The sequence below is a fragment of the Kiritimatiellia bacterium genome, from assembly GCA_025054615.1.
Classification (GTDB): Bacteria; Verrucomicrobiota; Kiritimatiellia; order CAIVKH01; family CAIVKH01; genus JANWZO01.
In genome coordinates this window covers 18,105-33,650 of sequence record JANWZO010000005.1, presented here as the reverse complement: position 1 = coordinate 33,650, position 15,546 = coordinate 18,105, and the positions used below count along the sequence as shown (strand labels likewise).

Genomic DNA, 15,546 nt, shown 5'->3' with positions numbered 1-15,546 from the left:
AATCCTAATCGTTGTTCGAGGAAGGATTTGCGAGGGTCTCTTCGCGAAACAGGGCGCCGAGGCGGATCTTCATCCAGGACAGCAGCTCTTCTGAGGCGGCTCGGATCTCTTCCTCCTTTCGGTTTCTCACACGGGCGCGAGCGATCTCCAGCAATGTCTCCACGCTACGTCCCACAGGGCATATCACGAGGGGAAAGCCAAATCGACGTCGAGCCTGCTCATCAGCCCGGGCCAGCTCGTCCAGCGCGCCCGACCGCCCCTTCGCCCTTCGACTCAATGTCCGACCCGCGGTCGGCTCGAAGGTTGAGAGGTCCTCCTCACGGTGCAGCTCAGCGAGTTGAACGATCCCCGGCTGGCTTTGAAACGCCTCGAGCCGATCCGCGGGATCCAACCTCGCGAAAATTTCAGCAGCCGACTCCAGAACGGAAGCCAGCGAGGGATACGGTCGCCGCGCGGCCATCAGCATGGCCCACCTTCGGGAACCACAACATTTAAGCAAATCGCGGACGGCTTCGTCCGTCGAAAGGGCATTAAATTGAGATATTCTCATGGTCCGCCGTGCGCTCGGACAGATACCGCTGCGCCCAAGCCAGCTCGCGCGCGATGCTATCGACCACACCCCCCTCACGCAACTCCGGGGGCAGGACCTCAAAGGTGTAGGTCTCGACCTCAACCTGAATTTCCGGCGAGTTTCGGATCCGATTCCAAAAGCGGGCGTCCATTGTGCCGCGAGTGGTGCGCAGCGCTCCACTGCCACCCCAGTGAAGAGGCACGTGGAAATGGATCCGCGCGATTTCGGCGTCTTCAGGCCACGATCCGAGGGCCTCGGGCAAATCCGGCCAGCCTGCTCGGCGCCCGTCGCGAAGGAGCATTCGGACCTGGTGTAAATAGACGGGCTCGATGAACCGCGCCAGCTCCGTCGGCGGCGGTCCTGCCACTTCGAGGGCCGCACTAACCTGCACCTTCATGACCGGCACGCCAGCCCGTACATAGTGGAGCCAGGCATCGGCTGGCGATTCAAACGCAAGCGCCGCGTGGCAGGTGTCGAGGCAGACCCCTAGATATCGCGACACCAGATCCGCATTCGCGCCAGCACACTCGCGGCAGAACTGGTGAAACTCGATAGCCTCTTCGCACGTCTCCAGCACACAGCCAGGTTCGGGCTCCAGCGCCAATCCCACGCGGACACTGCTGCGATCCTCGAGGTCAGCCAGGAATCGCGCCAGTTCAACAAGCCGGCGGGCCGCCAGCCGGCGGTCCTCCTCGCCCGCGAAGTCGGGCGCGTAACCGACGGGCACGGTGCTAATGCTTCCGCGCGCGCCTGGCGGCAAAAGCGAAGCGAGTATTCGCGCAGCGTTTCGGGTAAATTCCGCGCGCTCCTCCGTCCGCCAATCCGGCCGATACACCTGCTCTTTGACGCGAACGCCATGAAATGCGCCATACGGAAATGCGTTGATCGTTTCGACCACGAGCTCATTCTCGCGCAAAAAGCGACGGAACGCCTCGAGGAGCTGTGGCTCGGCAAGCTCGACGGCAGACCGAGCACTGAGGCGCATTCCGAGTCCGAATGGACTGCAAGGCGCAACGCGGTCACGCACGCGAAGCGCATATCGTTCTACGGCGGCAAACTGGTCGGCCCACGTTTCGCCGGGGTGCACATTCAGGCAGTAGGTCAGCCGCATCGCGTACCGATTCATCGGCCCGCGCGCCGTTTGAGCTCGGCGATGGAGGCGGCAATGAGGGCGGGATCCATTTCGAAGACCTCGCGCGCGGCGCCGATGCCGTCCGGCATGGTCAACGACAGGTCTCCGCCCAGATGTTCCTGGAACTCCTGCAAGCCCCGCATTAGGTCGAGTTCACCGTCCCTCTTTTTCTCCAGCAGCTCGTGCCAGAGCTCAAAGCCGGCCTGCGCGAGGCCGAGGTAAAGCCGGTCAAAATCGGCGGGTGACAACCAGCCTTTGGCGACGGCATACGCGGCGTCCAGCGCGAGTCCGATCGCCACCGCCCGCCCGTGGCTGATGCGATAATTCGACATGGCCTCAAGGCGGTGCGCCGACCAGTGACCGAAATCCAGCGGCTTTGCGGACCCAAATTCAAAGGGGTCTCCGTGTGAGCGGATGTGCTCCAAGTGCAGCTCCGCGCAGCGTCGAATCAGATACTCCATTGCTTGCTCGTCGCGAGCGCGCAGGTCCGAGGCGTGGGATGTCAACCAGTCAAAAAATACGCGGTCCTTGATGATCGCGACCTTGAAGGCCTCTGCGATGCCATCGGTCCAGGCGCCCTCAGGCAGCGTGCGCAAAAAATCGAAATCATTGACCACCGCAAACGGCGGCGCGAAGGTGCCCACCAGGTTTTTGACGCCATTCAGATTGATGGCGTTCTTGACCCCAACGCCACTGTCGCACTGGGCAAGGACGGTCGTAGGGATGCGAATCAATCGAAGCCCCCGGTGCACGAGCGCGGCGGCGAAACCGACAGCATCCAGGACCGCCCCGCCTCCGACCACCACGACGAAGGACTGGCGGCAGAGCCGTCGCTCGACCATCGCGTTGATTAGCGCCGCCAACCCCATGACATCGTTCTTCGCCGCCTCTCCGCCCGTCACGACGCGAGGCGGATGGACCAGCTCAAGTCGCTCCGAATATGCGCTCGCATAGCCCTGAATTTCCTCTATGAGGCCTGGCCTCGCCCTCGCAACGCCGGCATCCACCACGGCCAGTATCCGGTGTCGACGCGAGGGCTCCTTTTGGCAAACCGTCTTCTGCAGCACCGGATTCGACGGCGAAAAAACCGATCGAGTGAAGACAACCGGATATTCGAACGGCACGCTGATTCGCTGGAGGATCGTGTCCGTCATTGCGATGAATGCTGCGAACGATAACATGGCAACGCCATTCATGCCAGCGAGCGACACATGCAGCGAATCCTCGAACCGGAACTGATGGAGCGCCATGACCAGGCTGAGGCCTATGCCCGAGCCTATTTCGAGGCGCCGCACAGCCGACTGGTCGAACTCTTCCGCGAGCGATTTCCGGATGCGCCAGAGTTCGCGCGCGTGCTCGACCTTGGGTGCGGACCCGGCGATGTAGCGCTTCGATTTGCCGACGCGTATCCCGGCTGGACCATCGACGGCGTTGACGGCTCGCCTGCAATGATTGCGGCGTCATCAATCTGCCGCGAGCGGTTCCCGAAGGTCGGAGAACGCGTCCGGCTTCACCTCGGCCGCCTGCCGGATTGGCGGCCGCCTTACCCGCCCTACCGGGTCATTCTGAGCAACAGCCTGTTGCATCACCTTCATGACCCCCTAATGCTGTGGGGTTACATCGCTCGCTGGGCGCAACCCGGTACGGTGGTGTTCATCGCCGACCTGCGGCGTCCTGATTCGGGAGAAGAGGCACGACGGCTGACCGACCTCTACACACAAGGCGAGCCGGCCGTGCTCAAAGAGGACTTCTTCCACTCGCTCTGCGCGGCTTTCACGCCGAATGAAATCCGCGAACATCTGCGCGCGGCCGGATTGGCCCGCCTTCACGTTGAAACTCCGAGCGACCGCCATGTCCTTGTCTGGGGGATTCGATGAGACGGTTCCGGGCCGTTTTGTTCGATTTGGACGGCACCTTGCTCGACACGCTTCGGGACCTCGGCGAATCCGTGAATCGGATGTTGGAGGCGCGAGGACTGCCCGTCCATCCGATCGAAGCCTACCGCTACCTCGTGGGGGACGGGGCGGCGATGCTCATCACGCGGGCTCTCCCCGAACATCAGCGTGACCCAAATACAATTCACGCCGCGTTGAACGAATATCGCGCGATCTACGAGAAAAACTGGAACGTCCACACACGCCTGTACGACGGCGTATCCGATCTGTTGGATGCGCTGGTCGCTCGCGGGTTCCGCCTGGGCATTTTGTCCAATAAACCGCATGCGATGACGCTGAAGTGCGTTGAGGGATATCTGTCGCGTTGGCCATTTGCCTGCGTGTTGGGACAGCGCGAGGACATCGCGAGGAAGCCCCATCCTGCAGGGGCGCTGCAAGCCGCCGCTCAGATGAGTGTCCCTCCCGAGGAAGTCTTTTATCTCGGCGACACGTCCACGGACATGCAAACCGCACGAGCGGCGGGCATGTTCGCCGCTGGCGCCGCGTGGGGATTTCGGACGGCGGACGAGCTCTGGGCGTCCGGAGCCCAGGCCGTTGTGGAGCGACCGGATGAAGTGCTTCCGCTGATCGAGCGCCTGCAGAATGATTGATAGCGATCCCCACAGCCGCAGCATCCTTTTCAGCGCTGCCCGCTCCCGCTAGACTTGCCGCATGAAATCCTCGCGCGCCGATAAGCCGCCCTTGAAGTCCACGACCGTGGGAGCGATCAACTCCGAAGTCCTCGCGTTTACCGCGGGAAAGGATGTTGAATTGGATCGAAGCCTTGTGGAGGCGGACTGTCTCGGAACCGCTGCCCATGTGACGATGTTGAGCCGCCTGCCGGTCCGGCCGCCCATCCTGACGGCGGAGCAGGCGGCCCAGGTGCGGCGCGAACTGGCCCGAATCATCAAAGCGGCGCGAGACGGCGCGTTCCAGATCACGCTGGAAGACCAAGACGTTCACCTCGCCGTGGAACGTGAATTGACCCGCAGACTGGGCGATCTGGGCAAACGGGTCCACACGGCGCGAAGCCGCAATGACCAAGTGGCGCTTGACCTGCGAATTTATGGGCGAGACCAGCTCCTGCTCTTGCTTGAATCCTGCGGCGAACTGGCCCGGGCTCTGCTTCGCTTCGGCCGGCGCCATGTCGATTGGCCGATGGTAGGCCGTACGCACATGCAGCCGGGCATGCCGTCGTCAGTTGCGGTCTGGGCCACGGCCTGGTCGGAAGAGCTCTCCGATTGCCTGGAGCTGCTACTCGCGCTGTATCGCTTGAACAACCGATCGCCTTTGGGTTCTGCAGCCGGATACGGCGTCCCGTTGCAGCTCGATCGGTCGCTGGTCGCGCGCCTGCTCGGATTCGAAGCCCCGGCGCACAACGTCCTCTATGCCAATCAGTCGCGAGGGCGGATTGAATCGCTGCTGCTCGATGGCGCCAGCCAGATCATGCTTGTGCTTTCCCGCCTCGCCTCGGACTTGATTCTGTTTACGATGCCCGAGTTTTCGTATTTCTCTCTCCCCGAGGGTTATACAACTGGCAGCAGCATCATGCCGCAAAAGCGGAATCCGGATGTCCTCGAACTGATCCGCGCCAAGGCAGCACGCGTTCGCGCCCATGCATCTAGCGTTTTTGATCTCCTGCGCGGATTGCCCTCTGGCTACAATCGGGACCTGCAGGAGACAAAAGAGCCCTTCTTGGTAGGGTTGTCCGAGACACTCGACTGTCTGCGTATCCTGCGCGGATTGGTCGAAGGTCTGCGAGCGAATCGCGAGGCGTTATTACGAGGATTTACCCCTGAGGTTTTTGCCACGGATCGAGCCTTGGAGCTGGTGGCGTCCGGAATGCCCTTCCGTGACGCGTATCACCACGTCAAAGAGCATCTGCACGAGCTGGCCGCCGTCGATCCCGTTGAGGCAATCCGCAAGAAAACGCACGAGGGCGCACCGGCGGGCCTCAATTTCGGCCTTATGACAGCTCGCATCGAGGTCGGCATGCGGTTTGCGCGCCGCGAGAAACGGCGGCTCGCGACCTGCTATGAGCGACTGCTCCGCTGAACCCTTTTGGCGCCAAAGAATTGGCATTATTCCTGCTTTAAAATTTATCGGCGATTCGAATTTTTGTGGATCTCTTGCCACGGCGTAGGGAGTGAAACCCGATGGATCGCCTAGGAAGACTGACCGTGTTGGCGATAACTGACGCTGTGAAGTCCCGAAAAAGACGCAGAAACGTCGCGCAACTCGCCACAGTTATTTTCGGTATCGCAGCTTTCTCCTCCCTCATATGCATGGTCTGCATGGATCTCCCCTCGAATAATCCATTGCTCCACGCCGGCTTGGCGGGTGGAACTCTTGCGATTGGATCTTTGGCGGGCGTTCGAAAACGCAGCGCCGAATTGAAACTCGAGCAAACGGTCCGATTCCTGCCATGCGCGGCCATATTGCTCGAAGCCAAGGGCCGCGTCGTCGTGCTCAACGAGAAAGCTCGTGCTTTACTGGGGCTCTCCGATGCGTCTGCGAACCTCTCTCCGGAGTCCTCGATATCTAATCTACTGACTTCCAACGGCGAAGGCGATCAGGAGACGTGCCGACTGTTCAGAAAAATTGCCCGTCCGGATGGTCGGATTATCAGCGTAATATTCGAGCTGCAAACCCTTTACGCGAGCGATCGGGTTTTCCGACTCGTCCTGCTGACCGATATCTCGGACGTGGTTGCCGCAATGGAAGAGGAATTCCGACAAACGCAGAACCGCATAATTTCCAGCCTCGCGAATCAGTTGGCCCATGACATTCGAAATCCGTTGACCGCCATCTCAGGGTCGGCCCAGTTGCTCTCCCTCCTCCAAGAGCGGGTCCAAGATGGTGATCTGATAAGCGGTCGCCTGCTCGAACGGGAGTTCGCCTTATTGTGCCGGTCCATCGTTGAACAGTCGGCCCGGCTGGAAAATTTGGTATCCGAATTGTTGACCAAGGCGGATGTGCGTGACAACCATGCTAAAGTCCGCCTTGACGCCCCGAGCGTGCAGAAATGACGCCCTAACCCCGGCCCTGCGCGAGGTCCAATGCGAATTTGAATAATTGAGAAATTGACAAACGCTGACAGATACGCACATTAAATTGCTCATCTGAGGGTGGGCGATAATGGCACGAATTTTGCTCGTTGACGATGAGCCGAGCATCTTGAGCGTTTTGAGTACGCTCATGAAGTCGGCTGGCCACGATCCCGTGGCGGTGCGGGGCGGGGAAAAGGCCCGAGAGATTCTTCTGTGTGAACCGTTTGACCTGATGGTGACGGATATTCGGATGTCGCCCATCGACGGCCTTGAATTGTTGCGGATCGTTCGGCGGGAACGGCCGCAGATGGCCGTGATCATGCTCACGGCCTACGGCTCAATTGAAACGGCCGTTCAGGCGATGAAGGAAGGCGCCTTTGACTACGTGACTAAACCCTTCAAGGTAGACGAATTGATGCTGACGGTCCAACGCGCCCTCGAGTATGCGCGCATTCGCACCGAAAATGACGAACTGCGGCAGCAGCTCGGCGCACGCTATCAGTTCGAGAACATTATCGCGGAAAGCCCGCAGATGCGGCGCATCTGCGAAATCATCGGGCGGGTGGCGCGCACCGACACCACCGTGTTGATCACCGGTGAAAGCGGGACCGGCAAGGAGCTCGTCGCCACGGCGATCCACGCCCACAGCGCGCGCCGCGGCAACAAATTTATCCCGATCAATTGCGCGGCTCTGCCCGAACCACTTCTGGAGTCCGAGATGTTCGGGCACGTCAAGGGCGCGTTCACCGGGGCCACGTCGACCAAGGAGGGGCTTTTCGAGGCGGCGAACGGGGGAACCATTTTTCTCGACGAAATCGGGGCGATGCCCCTCTCCATTCAAGCCAAGCTGCTTAGGGTCCTGCAGGATCGAAAAGTTCGAAAGGTGGGCAGCAATGAATCGGTGGCGGTGGACGTCCGCGTGATTGCCGCAACCAATGACAAACTCGAGCGGCTGATCGAGAAACAGGCGTTTCGGGAGGATTTGTACTATCGGCTGAGCGTGATCCCCATCGAAATGCCCCCGCTGCGCGAGAGGCGAGAGGACATCCTGCCCCTCGTACGCCATTTCATCCGCATGGAACTTCGCAATCGTGAAAAAATGCCCGTGATCGATCCGGAGGCAGAACGCGCGCTCGAGCGGTACCATTGGCCCGGAAACGTGCGAGAGCTGCAGAATTCCGTTCGCCATGCCCTGGCCTTCGCCAGCGGCGAAAGCATCCGATTGGAAGACTTTCCGTCCCGGATCCGCGAGTCCGCCGCCGCGAGACCCGCGGCTGAAGAATCGATCGGGATCTCAGGGCAGTCGCTGCGTCAGTATCTCCGTGCGAAAGAGCGGGAATTTCTGTTGCATGCGCTCAAAACGCACGGCGGTGATAAGGAAAAGACCGCGAAAGCGCTCCAAATCAGCCTGGCCACGCTGTACCGGAAACTTCCGGAGAACACGTGACCGCCGCACGGCCCAGACTTCTTATTCTCGACTGCGCAGCTCTCGGGTGGACACAAGCCATCCAAATCCAGATTTCCGGGGTTCGGTTTCGGGAGGCTCGGCCGGTTTTTCCAGCGGTCACCTGCACGGCCCAGGCGACGTTTCGAACAGCAAGCCTGCCAACACGCCACGGCATGGTGGGCAACGGGCTCTGGTTCCCTGATCTGAAGAAAGTTCTGTTCTGGGAGCAGTCGGCCTCGCTGGTGAAGGGCGCGCGGATCTGGGAGGCTTTCCGGGCGCGCGGCAAACGCGTGGGCATGATGTTCTGGCAACAAAGCTTAGGCGAATCCGTCGACCTCGTGCTCTCGCCGCGGCCCATCCACAAACATAACGGCGGCATGATCCAGGACTGCTATTCGCAACCGCCTGACCTCTATGAGCGGCTATGCAAAATGCTGGGCCGACCGTTCAACCTGATGCATTACTGGGGACCGCTCGCTTCGCGCAAATCCAGCGAATGGATTGCCGAGGCTGTATGCGCGGTGATGGCCGATCCGTCGTTCGCGCCCGATCTGCTGCTCGCCTATCTCCCCCATCTGGATTACGACCTCCAGCGGCGAGGCCCGACAAGCCCCGAAGCCGCCCGCGCACGTGAGGTGTTGAGCCGCCTGATAAAGGAAATCCTCGCCGCGGCCGAGGCGAACGGATACGACTGGCTCGTGTTCGGCGATTATTCGATCGGCGCCGTCTCACGCCCGGCGATGTTTCCCAACCGCGTGCTGCGCGAAGCTGGACTGTTCTGGACCCGACGCGTCAGGGGCATGGCCTATCCGGATTTCTTCAACAGTCCCGCCTTCGCCGTTGTCGATCACGAAGTCGCCCACGTGTTTTGCCGCGATGAAAAGATCCGCGAAGCCGCGCGTTCGTCGCTCGCCAGCCTCCCGGACCTTGACCAGCTCCTTGAGGGGCCGACGCGCAGGGAGTTCGGCATCGACCACCCGAACGCAGGCGATTTCACCCTCATCGCACGGCGCGGCAGTTGGTTCGCCTACCCGTGGTGGACGGACCCGCACGAAGCGCCGGACTACGCGACCCACATCGACATTCACAACAAACCCGGCTATGACCCGTGTGAACTGTTCTTTGGATGGCCGCCCCTGTCGATTAGTCTCGACACCTCGAAAGTCCGAGGCTCGCATGGGCGCGTGGGCCCTGAAGATTCCATTGCCTGGGCATCGTCATTCGAACCGGATCGGCCAATCGAAACCCTTGTTGACCTCGCGCTTGCTGCACGCGACCGAATTCAACGCGCAATTTGAAATGAAATAGCGGGTAACGCCCCACAGCAGACCCCTGGGATTTAGATGGCGTCGAACCCGAATGGCGCAGCTCGACCAAACGGTTCGACCGGTCAGTTTCCCGTAACCGTGCGCATGTCTGCCTGCTGGAGAAAACGGTTTACGGGATCTTCCGACCGGTTTCGTGCCAGTCCAAGCCTTTCTTCCACCTCATCCAAAAAGCGGCGACGCGCCTCGCGCATGCGTTGGTAACGATGGAGCCGCGTTTCCGCCTCCTTCCATGATGCGTCCAGGCGCCGGCGAGCTAGCCCCTTCGCCAAGCCCTCCAAAAACCGGGCGTAGGCGTCGACCACTTGAAGCGCCTCGTCCTCCTGTCCAACGGCCTCGAGCCTCATCCGAATGGCGCGCCGAACAGCGAAGTTCTTGCACCACGGTTCCTTGCGCAGACGGACAAGGTCGATCAGAGGCCGACCTGCCAAATCGGCCGGCCCTCCGGCTTCGACCAGTTCCGTCAACGGCGCCACGCGAAGCGAATCCATCCACTCATCCGATAGGTGCCGCGCCGGAAAAACGAGGCGAGCCGCCCGCGCCTCCAGCCAGTCATGCCAAGCCCGAGTAGCCGCGGCCACGTCAGACTCTCCCGTGCGCCAGCGAGCCAGCCATTCGGGGTCCGGGCGCCGGCCCTCCGCGTGAATTCGCACGAGTTCCTTCAATAGGGCGCTTCCGCCGTCCGGCGTGTCGGACAGCCAGAGCCAAAGCGCCGTGGCGTCCGCCTTGATGGGGTGGCGACCGCGCGGCATCACGTGGAAACCCGTAATCTCGCGAAATCCCGAGAGCTCGCCGCCCTGATGACGGACAAGCGCCGCATCGAGGTCTCGGCGCCGAATGTCCGGATCCGTCGCATGGGCGACAGCCACAGAGATCCAGTCGGAGATCAGAACCGGGTCCGGGCATCGCTCCGCCCGCGGCTGAAGTGTATGGATCTGGCGGCTAAGAAGCAGGGACACAAGCGCGGATTCCGCCTCTTCACGATCAATTCCTGGAAGACCACCCAACCGGAGGCTCTGCGAGATATCCCCCCCGTCACAGGTCTGGCTGACGGTGACGAATGGCGGTCCTTCCGGCTCGGAGACATCGATGAGGATAAACTCACCGCGGGTGAAGGTCATCACGCCAGTGACCCGCTGAATTCGCTCCGCGACCTCTTCCGCCCATCTGGCCAATTCGAAAGCCCTTGGGGCCGGCAGGCCGGATACAACGAACCGCCGCGAGGCGCTGAGGAGGGTCCTCGATGTCTCCGCGCGATCGCGAGGCTCGGCACTGGACAATGGAACACCAAGGCAGACCACCCACGCGCCAAGTACCGCCAGGCGCGGAATGGCTGCGATGTTCATATCGAAGACCGGCCGCAGCTTTCGAGCACGATGGTCACCGGACCATCGTTTTCCAGTTCGACCTTCATATTCGCGCCGAATACGCCGGTTTGCACATCGAACCCCTCGGCCCGAAGCAGTTCGGCGAAGGCTTCAAAGCCGGTCTTCCCTTCCGCCGGCGGCGCCGCATCCAGATAGCTCGGCCGGTTTCCGCGGGAACAATCCGCAAACAGGGTGAACTGGCTGACGAGCAGCATCTCCGCTCCGACGTCTCGTGGGCCGAGATTCATTTTCCCGTGGTTGTCATCGAAGATTCTCAAATTCGCCACCTTCCGTGCCAACCAGGCCCGGTCCGCCGGAGTATCGCCACGACCCACCCCGCAAAGGATCAGCAAGCCGTACCCGATTGATGCGATCTCCGACCCCTCGACCATCACCCGTGCGCGGCTCACGCGCTGCAAGACCAGCTTCATGGCCGCCGCAACGATTATTCCGCCATGTTGGCGATTCGCAGCGACGCGAGTCGATTCAAGGCCGCTGCAATTTCAAAACGCCGGGGCCGCGCCAGATCGCAGCGCAGGTCCCGCGTCAGGCAATCCAACCCTTCAGTGCTCAAATCGCGGTCCACCAGATCCATAATCTCTCGAATCGATCTCGCTTCGCGCAAATATCGGGATTTCGCGTAATACAGAATCAATCCGATCGTTTCGGTCTGCGAAATGTCGGCGAGTTGGCACACGCGCTGCAAATCAACGACGGACTTTCCAAATCGCAAGTGGTAGATCGATTCGGCTCCCACGATCGCATCGTGACGGCCCGAACTGGGATCCAGGCTGCTGGGCACCACATGCCGTGAACATTCGAACAGTCGAGCCACCGCTTCGGGGTTGGGTTTGTCGTCCGTCCTTCGAATCTCGAGCCGTTTGGCTTCTTTGGTGACATCCGACACGGTGAAGTTCTCAATTCGCAACACCGTGTCGGCGATTGGAATCCATTCCGCAATGGAGGACCGTCCCCCCACCACGAAGGAGACGCCCCGATGGTCGGCCATTTCTCGGGCCGCCGCACACAGAGGCAGAATCCCTCTTTTCCCGGCGCCGGCGATCTCATCGAGCCTCGAATCCGAAGCGAGGAAAGCCGTGCCGGAGTCTGATTCATCGAACAAAAGCACGCGAGAGCCAACCTCCAGCGCCTCCGCCATCGCGGCCATCTGCGATGCGCACGGGTCCGCATCGTCCGTGGAATAGATCGACCCTTCTCGACCGGGATTGTCGCCTCGGATAAAGGCTCCGAGGTCGACACGCCGAATGCAGCGTCCCGGGTCTGCCGCGATATAGACGGCATCCGGCGCGCTGATGACGTATTCACGCCCGTCCCCAGGAATATGATTGTAAATGCCCGCCGCGATCGCCTTGAGGAATTCCACGCGGCCGGAATACTCATCGCCGACTACCACGGTGATACCGGCGGGAATGCCCAATCCGCGAATCCGACCTTGGTTGGGCAATTCCACTTCCGTCCACAACTCGGCTGAAATGGCGAGCGGACGACCGCCCGTTCGGGCAGCCCGGCCGTCAGGGCCTCTGCGGGCGAGCAGAGCGCCCTCGCCAACAAACGCCACCCACCCGCGGGTCGGCAGCATCTGCCGCAGCGCATCGGCATCCTCCATGAGGCGCACAAAGGCCACGGCCTCCTGCTCGTCAAGATTGCAATAAATGAGCGAGGCATTCACCACGGCCGGCAGCGTTTCGAAAAATATGTGGCGCGCCTCTTCGCCATGTATGCGACCCCGCCGAACCGGCAGATTTACGTGGACCCGCGCTTCGACGTAATCCTCCGTGATCAGCAACGCGGATCGCGGCAAAATTTGGGGGCCGGGTTTTGGCAGAAACAGCCGTTTTCGCGAGACACCGTCCTCGTCGTATGCGGAACTGGCTTCAATCGCCGCAGACATCTTTCGGACCAGAAGGTCCTCCAGCGCCGTCCGCCGAATCGGTGTTTGATGCAGATGCGCCGGGAAACCGGCCACGTGAGACGGAACGCGGAGGAGAAACAGCGTTCCCGGCTCGCTCGCATCCGTCGGAACCCGGGTGACTTTCAGCACATACCTGGAAAAATCGTAATCACCGATAATCCGGTTGTACTCGCTGAAATCCCGTCCATCCAGTTCGCCGAGCAATTCGTAAAATTCCTGTTTGTCTTTCATGGTTCCGTCCCCGAGGCGACCGAAGCCGGTCCGAACACAATACGCGCCCGGCCATCCTTTATTTCGATCGCCGTGGCGGAGGCCAACAACCGGATTTCTCCGGCCAATCCCTCCATGTTTCTCAACGCGCGACGCGCAAGCGGGATCCCCGCAACACCCGGAATCCGCAATCGGCCGATCCGAACTCCTTCAGGGATAAAGCGCCGTTGCTCGGCCCCGCCGTCCACACGGCCGTCCACGGAATAAACCAGATCGAGAGGCCCGACCCTCCGAGACCATTGGATCAAAATTCGCCCGTCGTCTTTGAGCCGCACGCGCATGCTCTCCTGTTGCCGGCGAATTTCAACCTCGTTGACGCGCTCGTGATCGGCCGACAACATGCGAGCCGCAAGATAAGAGTTGATTTCCGATTCGGTCAGCGTTTCTTCTCGCGGAGAGCCGGTTCGGGAATACTGTGACAACTCGTTGATTTTCGCTCTTAGCGAATAGGCATCTGCCAGCGATCCCGGCGATCCCTCAAGCTGGGCGGGGGCCAGCATCGCGGCGAGTCCTGCAGCGAGCAGGACCGCTGCGCAAATCCGAACAACTCGTGCCAGAGAAATTGAGCGTTGCGCCCGGAAAACCAAATCTTTCGGATCCAGTTGCGTACCACACTGCACGCAGAAAAGCCGGCCGCGCGGATTAATGGTTCTGCAACTCGAGCACTGAATCCCGACACTCACGCCTTGGATTCAACCTTTTTGGATGTGGACGAGGACGCCCCCGCGTCTGATTTGCCACCGGGGGATGACGGCGATTTCGAGCTGTCAGCGGATCCCCCGGAATCGGCTTTCGCAGATTTCTTGTAATTCTCGCTGCGATAATCTGTGATGTAGAATCCACTCCCCTTGAACAGCAAACCCGCCCCCGCTCCGACCTTTCGGCTGACGCTCCCGCGGCACTCGGGACATCGTCGAAGCGGTTTCTCGCTGATTCTTTGAAATTTTTCAAACGTAACACCGCATTTTTTGCACTCGTATTCGTACGTGGGCATACCGAAAAACCTCTTTCTAAAAGCGTCGGCAACTGCAAGATAGAGTAATTTTGGGTTTCCTCGGCGTCAACCTCTCCATCTTCGAGCTGCGTACGGTGGAATGAGCCATGTGCCGGCCAGCGATGCTCATCAGCAACCCTAGTCAGGGTAAGAGGATCTGCATGCCGGGACGCGTCTGGAGCCGAAATTTCACCAGCTGTTGAGGACTAGCCCTCAACCCTGCCGAAAATGATTTGATGTGTGCCGATCCTAAATTGGCGACGCATGCATGGAATCTCCGTATAGGGCGTGTCATGTTTGTTGGGTATTGCCGAATTGCAAATGTGAGCTCCACCGGGATTGCCAGGAACTCCGAACGACAACGACATATTTACTGGTATACAAACCTGGGCACAAAGCGTTATCGAGCTAGCTTTTATGTGTGGCCACTTGCGAGTCGAATCGCCCTCAGCCGCCTACTTGATCAAATTTCGCTGAAATTGGTCGCATCGCTCCACCGCGTATTGAGATTTGAAGTCAGGAGTTGGTATTCTTGATGTACATGGCGCGCCAGACCGGTATGCCGACGGACGAAAATCGAAAACATCACCTCTTCGGTAAAAGCTTTTAGCTGGTAAAAAATTATTGACCGAGTGACGAGGTCATGGCAATGTTCACTTCATACAAGAACCTGATGAAGGGACCATGATGAGAAATATGATCACACGTCTCATATGTTTCGCGATCGCCATACCCACTCTGACTGCGAGCGCCGCCAACCTGGCCTATGACGACGCCTTTCAATCGGCCTACTCAGACGGATGGCAAAGCGGCGATAATGGCGGTTTTGGGTTTAGCGCTTGGACCATCTTCGTAAATAACAATCCTCCTTCATATTTTGCGGGTGTTTTCATCGGAAACCCGGCATCTAACGCAGGAATTTCCGGCATGCCTACGAATAGCTTCGGGTTGTATGCCAACCCACACGCAGGAAATCCCTTCGTGAACGCGGACCGTTCTCTCACCGGGGGCGGTCTCAGCGTGGGGCAAACATTCCGCTTCTTGTGGGGCGTCAACTGGGACTCGAACAGCGCCGAAGGCAACAAAGGCTTCAACCTCTACGTCGGCGGGATCAGTGGCACACAGGTGGTCAATGTCAACATCGGGAATTCGGCAACGATCACCTTCAATGGCAACGATACTGGATTCGGCTATGGCACCATCGCCATGCTTTGGGAATTTACAATGGTTGACCCGACCACGCTCAGCGTGCAGGCCAATGACCGTGACGGTACGGGTACATTTACTACAAGCATTACGGTCCCTGGTGGCATCGATGCGTTTCGCCTGTACGCAAGCTCCATGGATTTCGGGAGCTATCGGGAACCGTACTTCAACAACTTTGAGGTGGTCCCGGAACCGTCCACCATTGCGCTGGCCGCACTCGGGCTTGCCGGTCTCGTTTACCGGAGGCTTCGCAAATAATTGTCTGACTGACTTCGCTACTCTTGGAAACCCCGCTGTCCTCAGCGGGGTTTCTCTTT

Annotated in this window: 15 protein-coding genes; 7 read left to right on the top strand and 8 right to left on the bottom strand. The window is 60.0% G+C overall.

Going from position 1 to position 15,546, the window contains the following annotated elements; all coding sequences use genetic code 11:
• Positions 1 to 4: 4 nt before the first annotated feature.
• From NZ740_03455 to NZ740_03445, 3 genes are read right to left on the bottom strand one after another with little or no spacing between them, the layout of a single operon-like run.
• Complete coding sequence (locus NZ740_03455) at positions 5 to 550, bottom strand: hypothetical protein (protein ID MCS6771065.1); 546 nt, start codon at positions 548 to 550, stop codon at positions 5 to 7.
• Positions 531 to 1,697, bottom strand: coding sequence for a metabolite traffic protein EboE (eboE, locus tag NZ740_03450; GenBank protein MCS6771064.1), 1,167 nt, complete (start codon positions 1,695 to 1,697; stop codon positions 531 to 533). The genes NZ740_03455 and eboE overlap by 20 nt, the downstream gene beginning before the upstream one ends.
• Positions 1,694 to 2,884 (bottom strand): 3-dehydroquinate synthase, encoded by a 1,191-nt coding sequence (locus NZ740_03445; GenBank protein MCS6771063.1) that lies wholly within the window; start codon positions 2,882 to 2,884, stop codon positions 1,694 to 1,696. The genes eboE and NZ740_03445 overlap by 4 nt, the downstream gene beginning before the upstream one ends.
• 30 nt (positions 2,885 to 2,914) lie before the next feature.
• Here NZ740_03445 and NZ740_03440 point away from each other — a divergent pair, with 30 nt between their 5' ends.
• The 6 genes from NZ740_03440 (at position 2,915) to NZ740_03415 (ending at position 9,432) form a co-directional block, all read left to right on the top strand.
• Positions 2,915 to 3,580: a class I SAM-dependent methyltransferase gene (locus tag NZ740_03440; GenBank protein ID MCS6771062.1), complete on the top strand. Its 666-nt coding sequence runs from the start codon at positions 2,915 to 2,917 to the stop codon at positions 3,578 to 3,580.
• Entirely contained in the window at positions 3,577 to 4,248 is a 672-nt protein-coding gene (locus NZ740_03435) for an HAD-IA family hydrolase (GenBank protein ID MCS6771061.1), read from the top strand. Before NZ740_03440 ends, NZ740_03435 begins: the two co-directional genes overlap by 4 nt.
• 61 nt (positions 4,249 to 4,309) lie before the next feature.
• Entirely contained in the window at positions 4,310 to 5,692 is a 1,383-nt protein-coding gene (argH, locus tag NZ740_03430; protein ID MCS6771060.1) for an argininosuccinate lyase, read from the top strand.
• Positions 5,693 to 5,838: 146 nt separating this feature from the next.
• Positions 5,839 to 6,666, top strand: a complete 828-nt coding sequence (locus NZ740_03425; GenBank protein MCS6771059.1) for a hypothetical protein — start codon at positions 5,839 to 5,841, stop codon at positions 6,664 to 6,666.
• A gap of 109 nt (positions 6,667 to 6,775) precedes the next feature.
• Positions 6,776 to 8,134 (top strand): sigma-54 dependent transcriptional regulator, encoded by a 1,359-nt coding sequence (locus NZ740_03420; protein ID MCS6771058.1) that lies wholly within the window; start codon positions 6,776 to 6,778, stop codon positions 8,132 to 8,134.
• Positions 8,131 to 9,432, top strand: coding sequence for an alkaline phosphatase family protein (locus NZ740_03415; GenBank protein ID MCS6771057.1), 1,302 nt, complete (start codon positions 8,131 to 8,133; stop codon positions 9,430 to 9,432). Before NZ740_03420 ends, NZ740_03415 begins: the two co-directional genes overlap by 4 nt.
• A gap of 92 nt (positions 9,433 to 9,524) precedes the next feature.
• Here NZ740_03415 and NZ740_03410 read toward each other — a convergent pair whose 3' ends face one another.
• The 5 genes from NZ740_03410 to NZ740_03390 are packed head-to-tail and all read right to left on the bottom strand — an operon-like array spanning position 9,525 to position 14,023.
• Positions 9,525 to 10,805, bottom strand: a complete 1,281-nt coding sequence (locus NZ740_03410; protein MCS6771056.1) for a hypothetical protein — start codon at positions 10,803 to 10,805, stop codon at positions 9,525 to 9,527.
• Positions 10,802 to 11,257 (bottom strand): D-aminoacyl-tRNA deacylase, encoded by a 456-nt coding sequence (gene dtd / locus NZ740_03405; GenBank protein MCS6771055.1) that lies wholly within the window; start codon positions 11,255 to 11,257, stop codon positions 10,802 to 10,804. Before dtd ends, NZ740_03410 begins: the two co-directional genes overlap by 4 nt.
• Before the next feature lie 14 nt (positions 11,258 to 11,271).
• Positions 11,272 to 12,990 (bottom strand): ABC-ATPase domain-containing protein, encoded by a 1,719-nt coding sequence (locus tag NZ740_03400; GenBank protein MCS6771054.1) that lies wholly within the window; start codon positions 12,988 to 12,990, stop codon positions 11,272 to 11,274.
• Positions 12,987 to 13,649, bottom strand: coding sequence for a hypothetical protein (locus tag NZ740_03395; GenBank protein ID MCS6771053.1), 663 nt, complete (start codon positions 13,647 to 13,649; stop codon positions 12,987 to 12,989). Before NZ740_03395 ends, NZ740_03400 begins: the two co-directional genes overlap by 4 nt.
• Positions 13,650 to 13,708: 59 nt before the next feature.
• The gene (locus NZ740_03390) at positions 13,709 to 14,023 is read right to left on the bottom strand and encodes a zinc ribbon domain-containing protein (protein ID MCS6771052.1); all 315 of its coding nucleotides are present in this window, start codon (positions 14,021 to 14,023) and stop codon (positions 13,709 to 13,711) included.
• A gap of 696 nt (positions 14,024 to 14,719) precedes the next feature.
• On the opposite strand from NZ740_03390, the gene NZ740_03385 reads away from it, so the two are divergent.
• A complete protein-coding gene (locus NZ740_03385) occupies positions 14,720 to 15,487 on the top strand; it encodes a PEP-CTERM sorting domain-containing protein (protein ID MCS6771051.1) in 768 nt (255 codons plus the stop codon).
• The last annotated feature ends 59 nt before the right edge of the window (positions 15,488 to 15,546 follow it).

Coding starts and splice junctions, on each gene's coding strand:
- NZ740_03455 (MCS6771065.1), bottom strand. CDS start 550: ATGAGAATATCTCAATTTAATGCCCTTTCGACGGACGAAGCCGTCCGC.
- eboE (MCS6771064.1), bottom strand. CDS start 1,697: ATGAATCGGTACGCGATGCGGCTGACCTACTGCCTGAATGTGCACCCC.
- NZ740_03445 (MCS6771063.1), bottom strand. CDS start 2,884: ATGTTATCGTTCGCAGCATTCATCGCAATGACGGACACGATCCTCCAG.
- NZ740_03440 (MCS6771062.1), top strand. CDS start 2,915: ATGCAGCGAATCCTCGAACCGGAACTGATGGAGCGCCATGACCAGGCT.
- NZ740_03435 (MCS6771061.1), top strand. CDS start 3,577: ATGAGACGGTTCCGGGCCGTTTTGTTCGATTTGGACGGCACCTTGCTC.
- argH (MCS6771060.1), top strand. CDS start 4,310: ATGAAATCCTCGCGCGCCGATAAGCCGCCCTTGAAGTCCACGACCGTG.
- NZ740_03420 (MCS6771058.1), top strand. CDS start 6,776: ATGGCACGAATTTTGCTCGTTGACGATGAGCCGAGCATCTTGAGCGTT.
- NZ740_03410 (MCS6771056.1), bottom strand. CDS start 10,805: ATGAACATCGCAGCCATTCCGCGCCTGGCGGTACTTGGCGCGTGGGTG.
- dtd (MCS6771055.1), bottom strand. CDS start 11,257: ATGAAGCTGGTCTTGCAGCGCGTGAGCCGCGCACGGGTGATGGTCGAG.
- NZ740_03400 (MCS6771054.1), bottom strand. CDS start 12,990: ATGAAAGACAAACAGGAATTTTACGAATTGCTCGGCGAACTGGATGGA.
- NZ740_03390 (MCS6771052.1), bottom strand. CDS start 14,023: ATGCCCACGTACGAATACGAGTGCAAAAAATGCGGTGTTACGTTTGAA.
- NZ740_03385 (MCS6771051.1), top strand. CDS start 14,720: ATGATCACACGTCTCATATGTTTCGCGATCGCCATACCCACTCTGACT.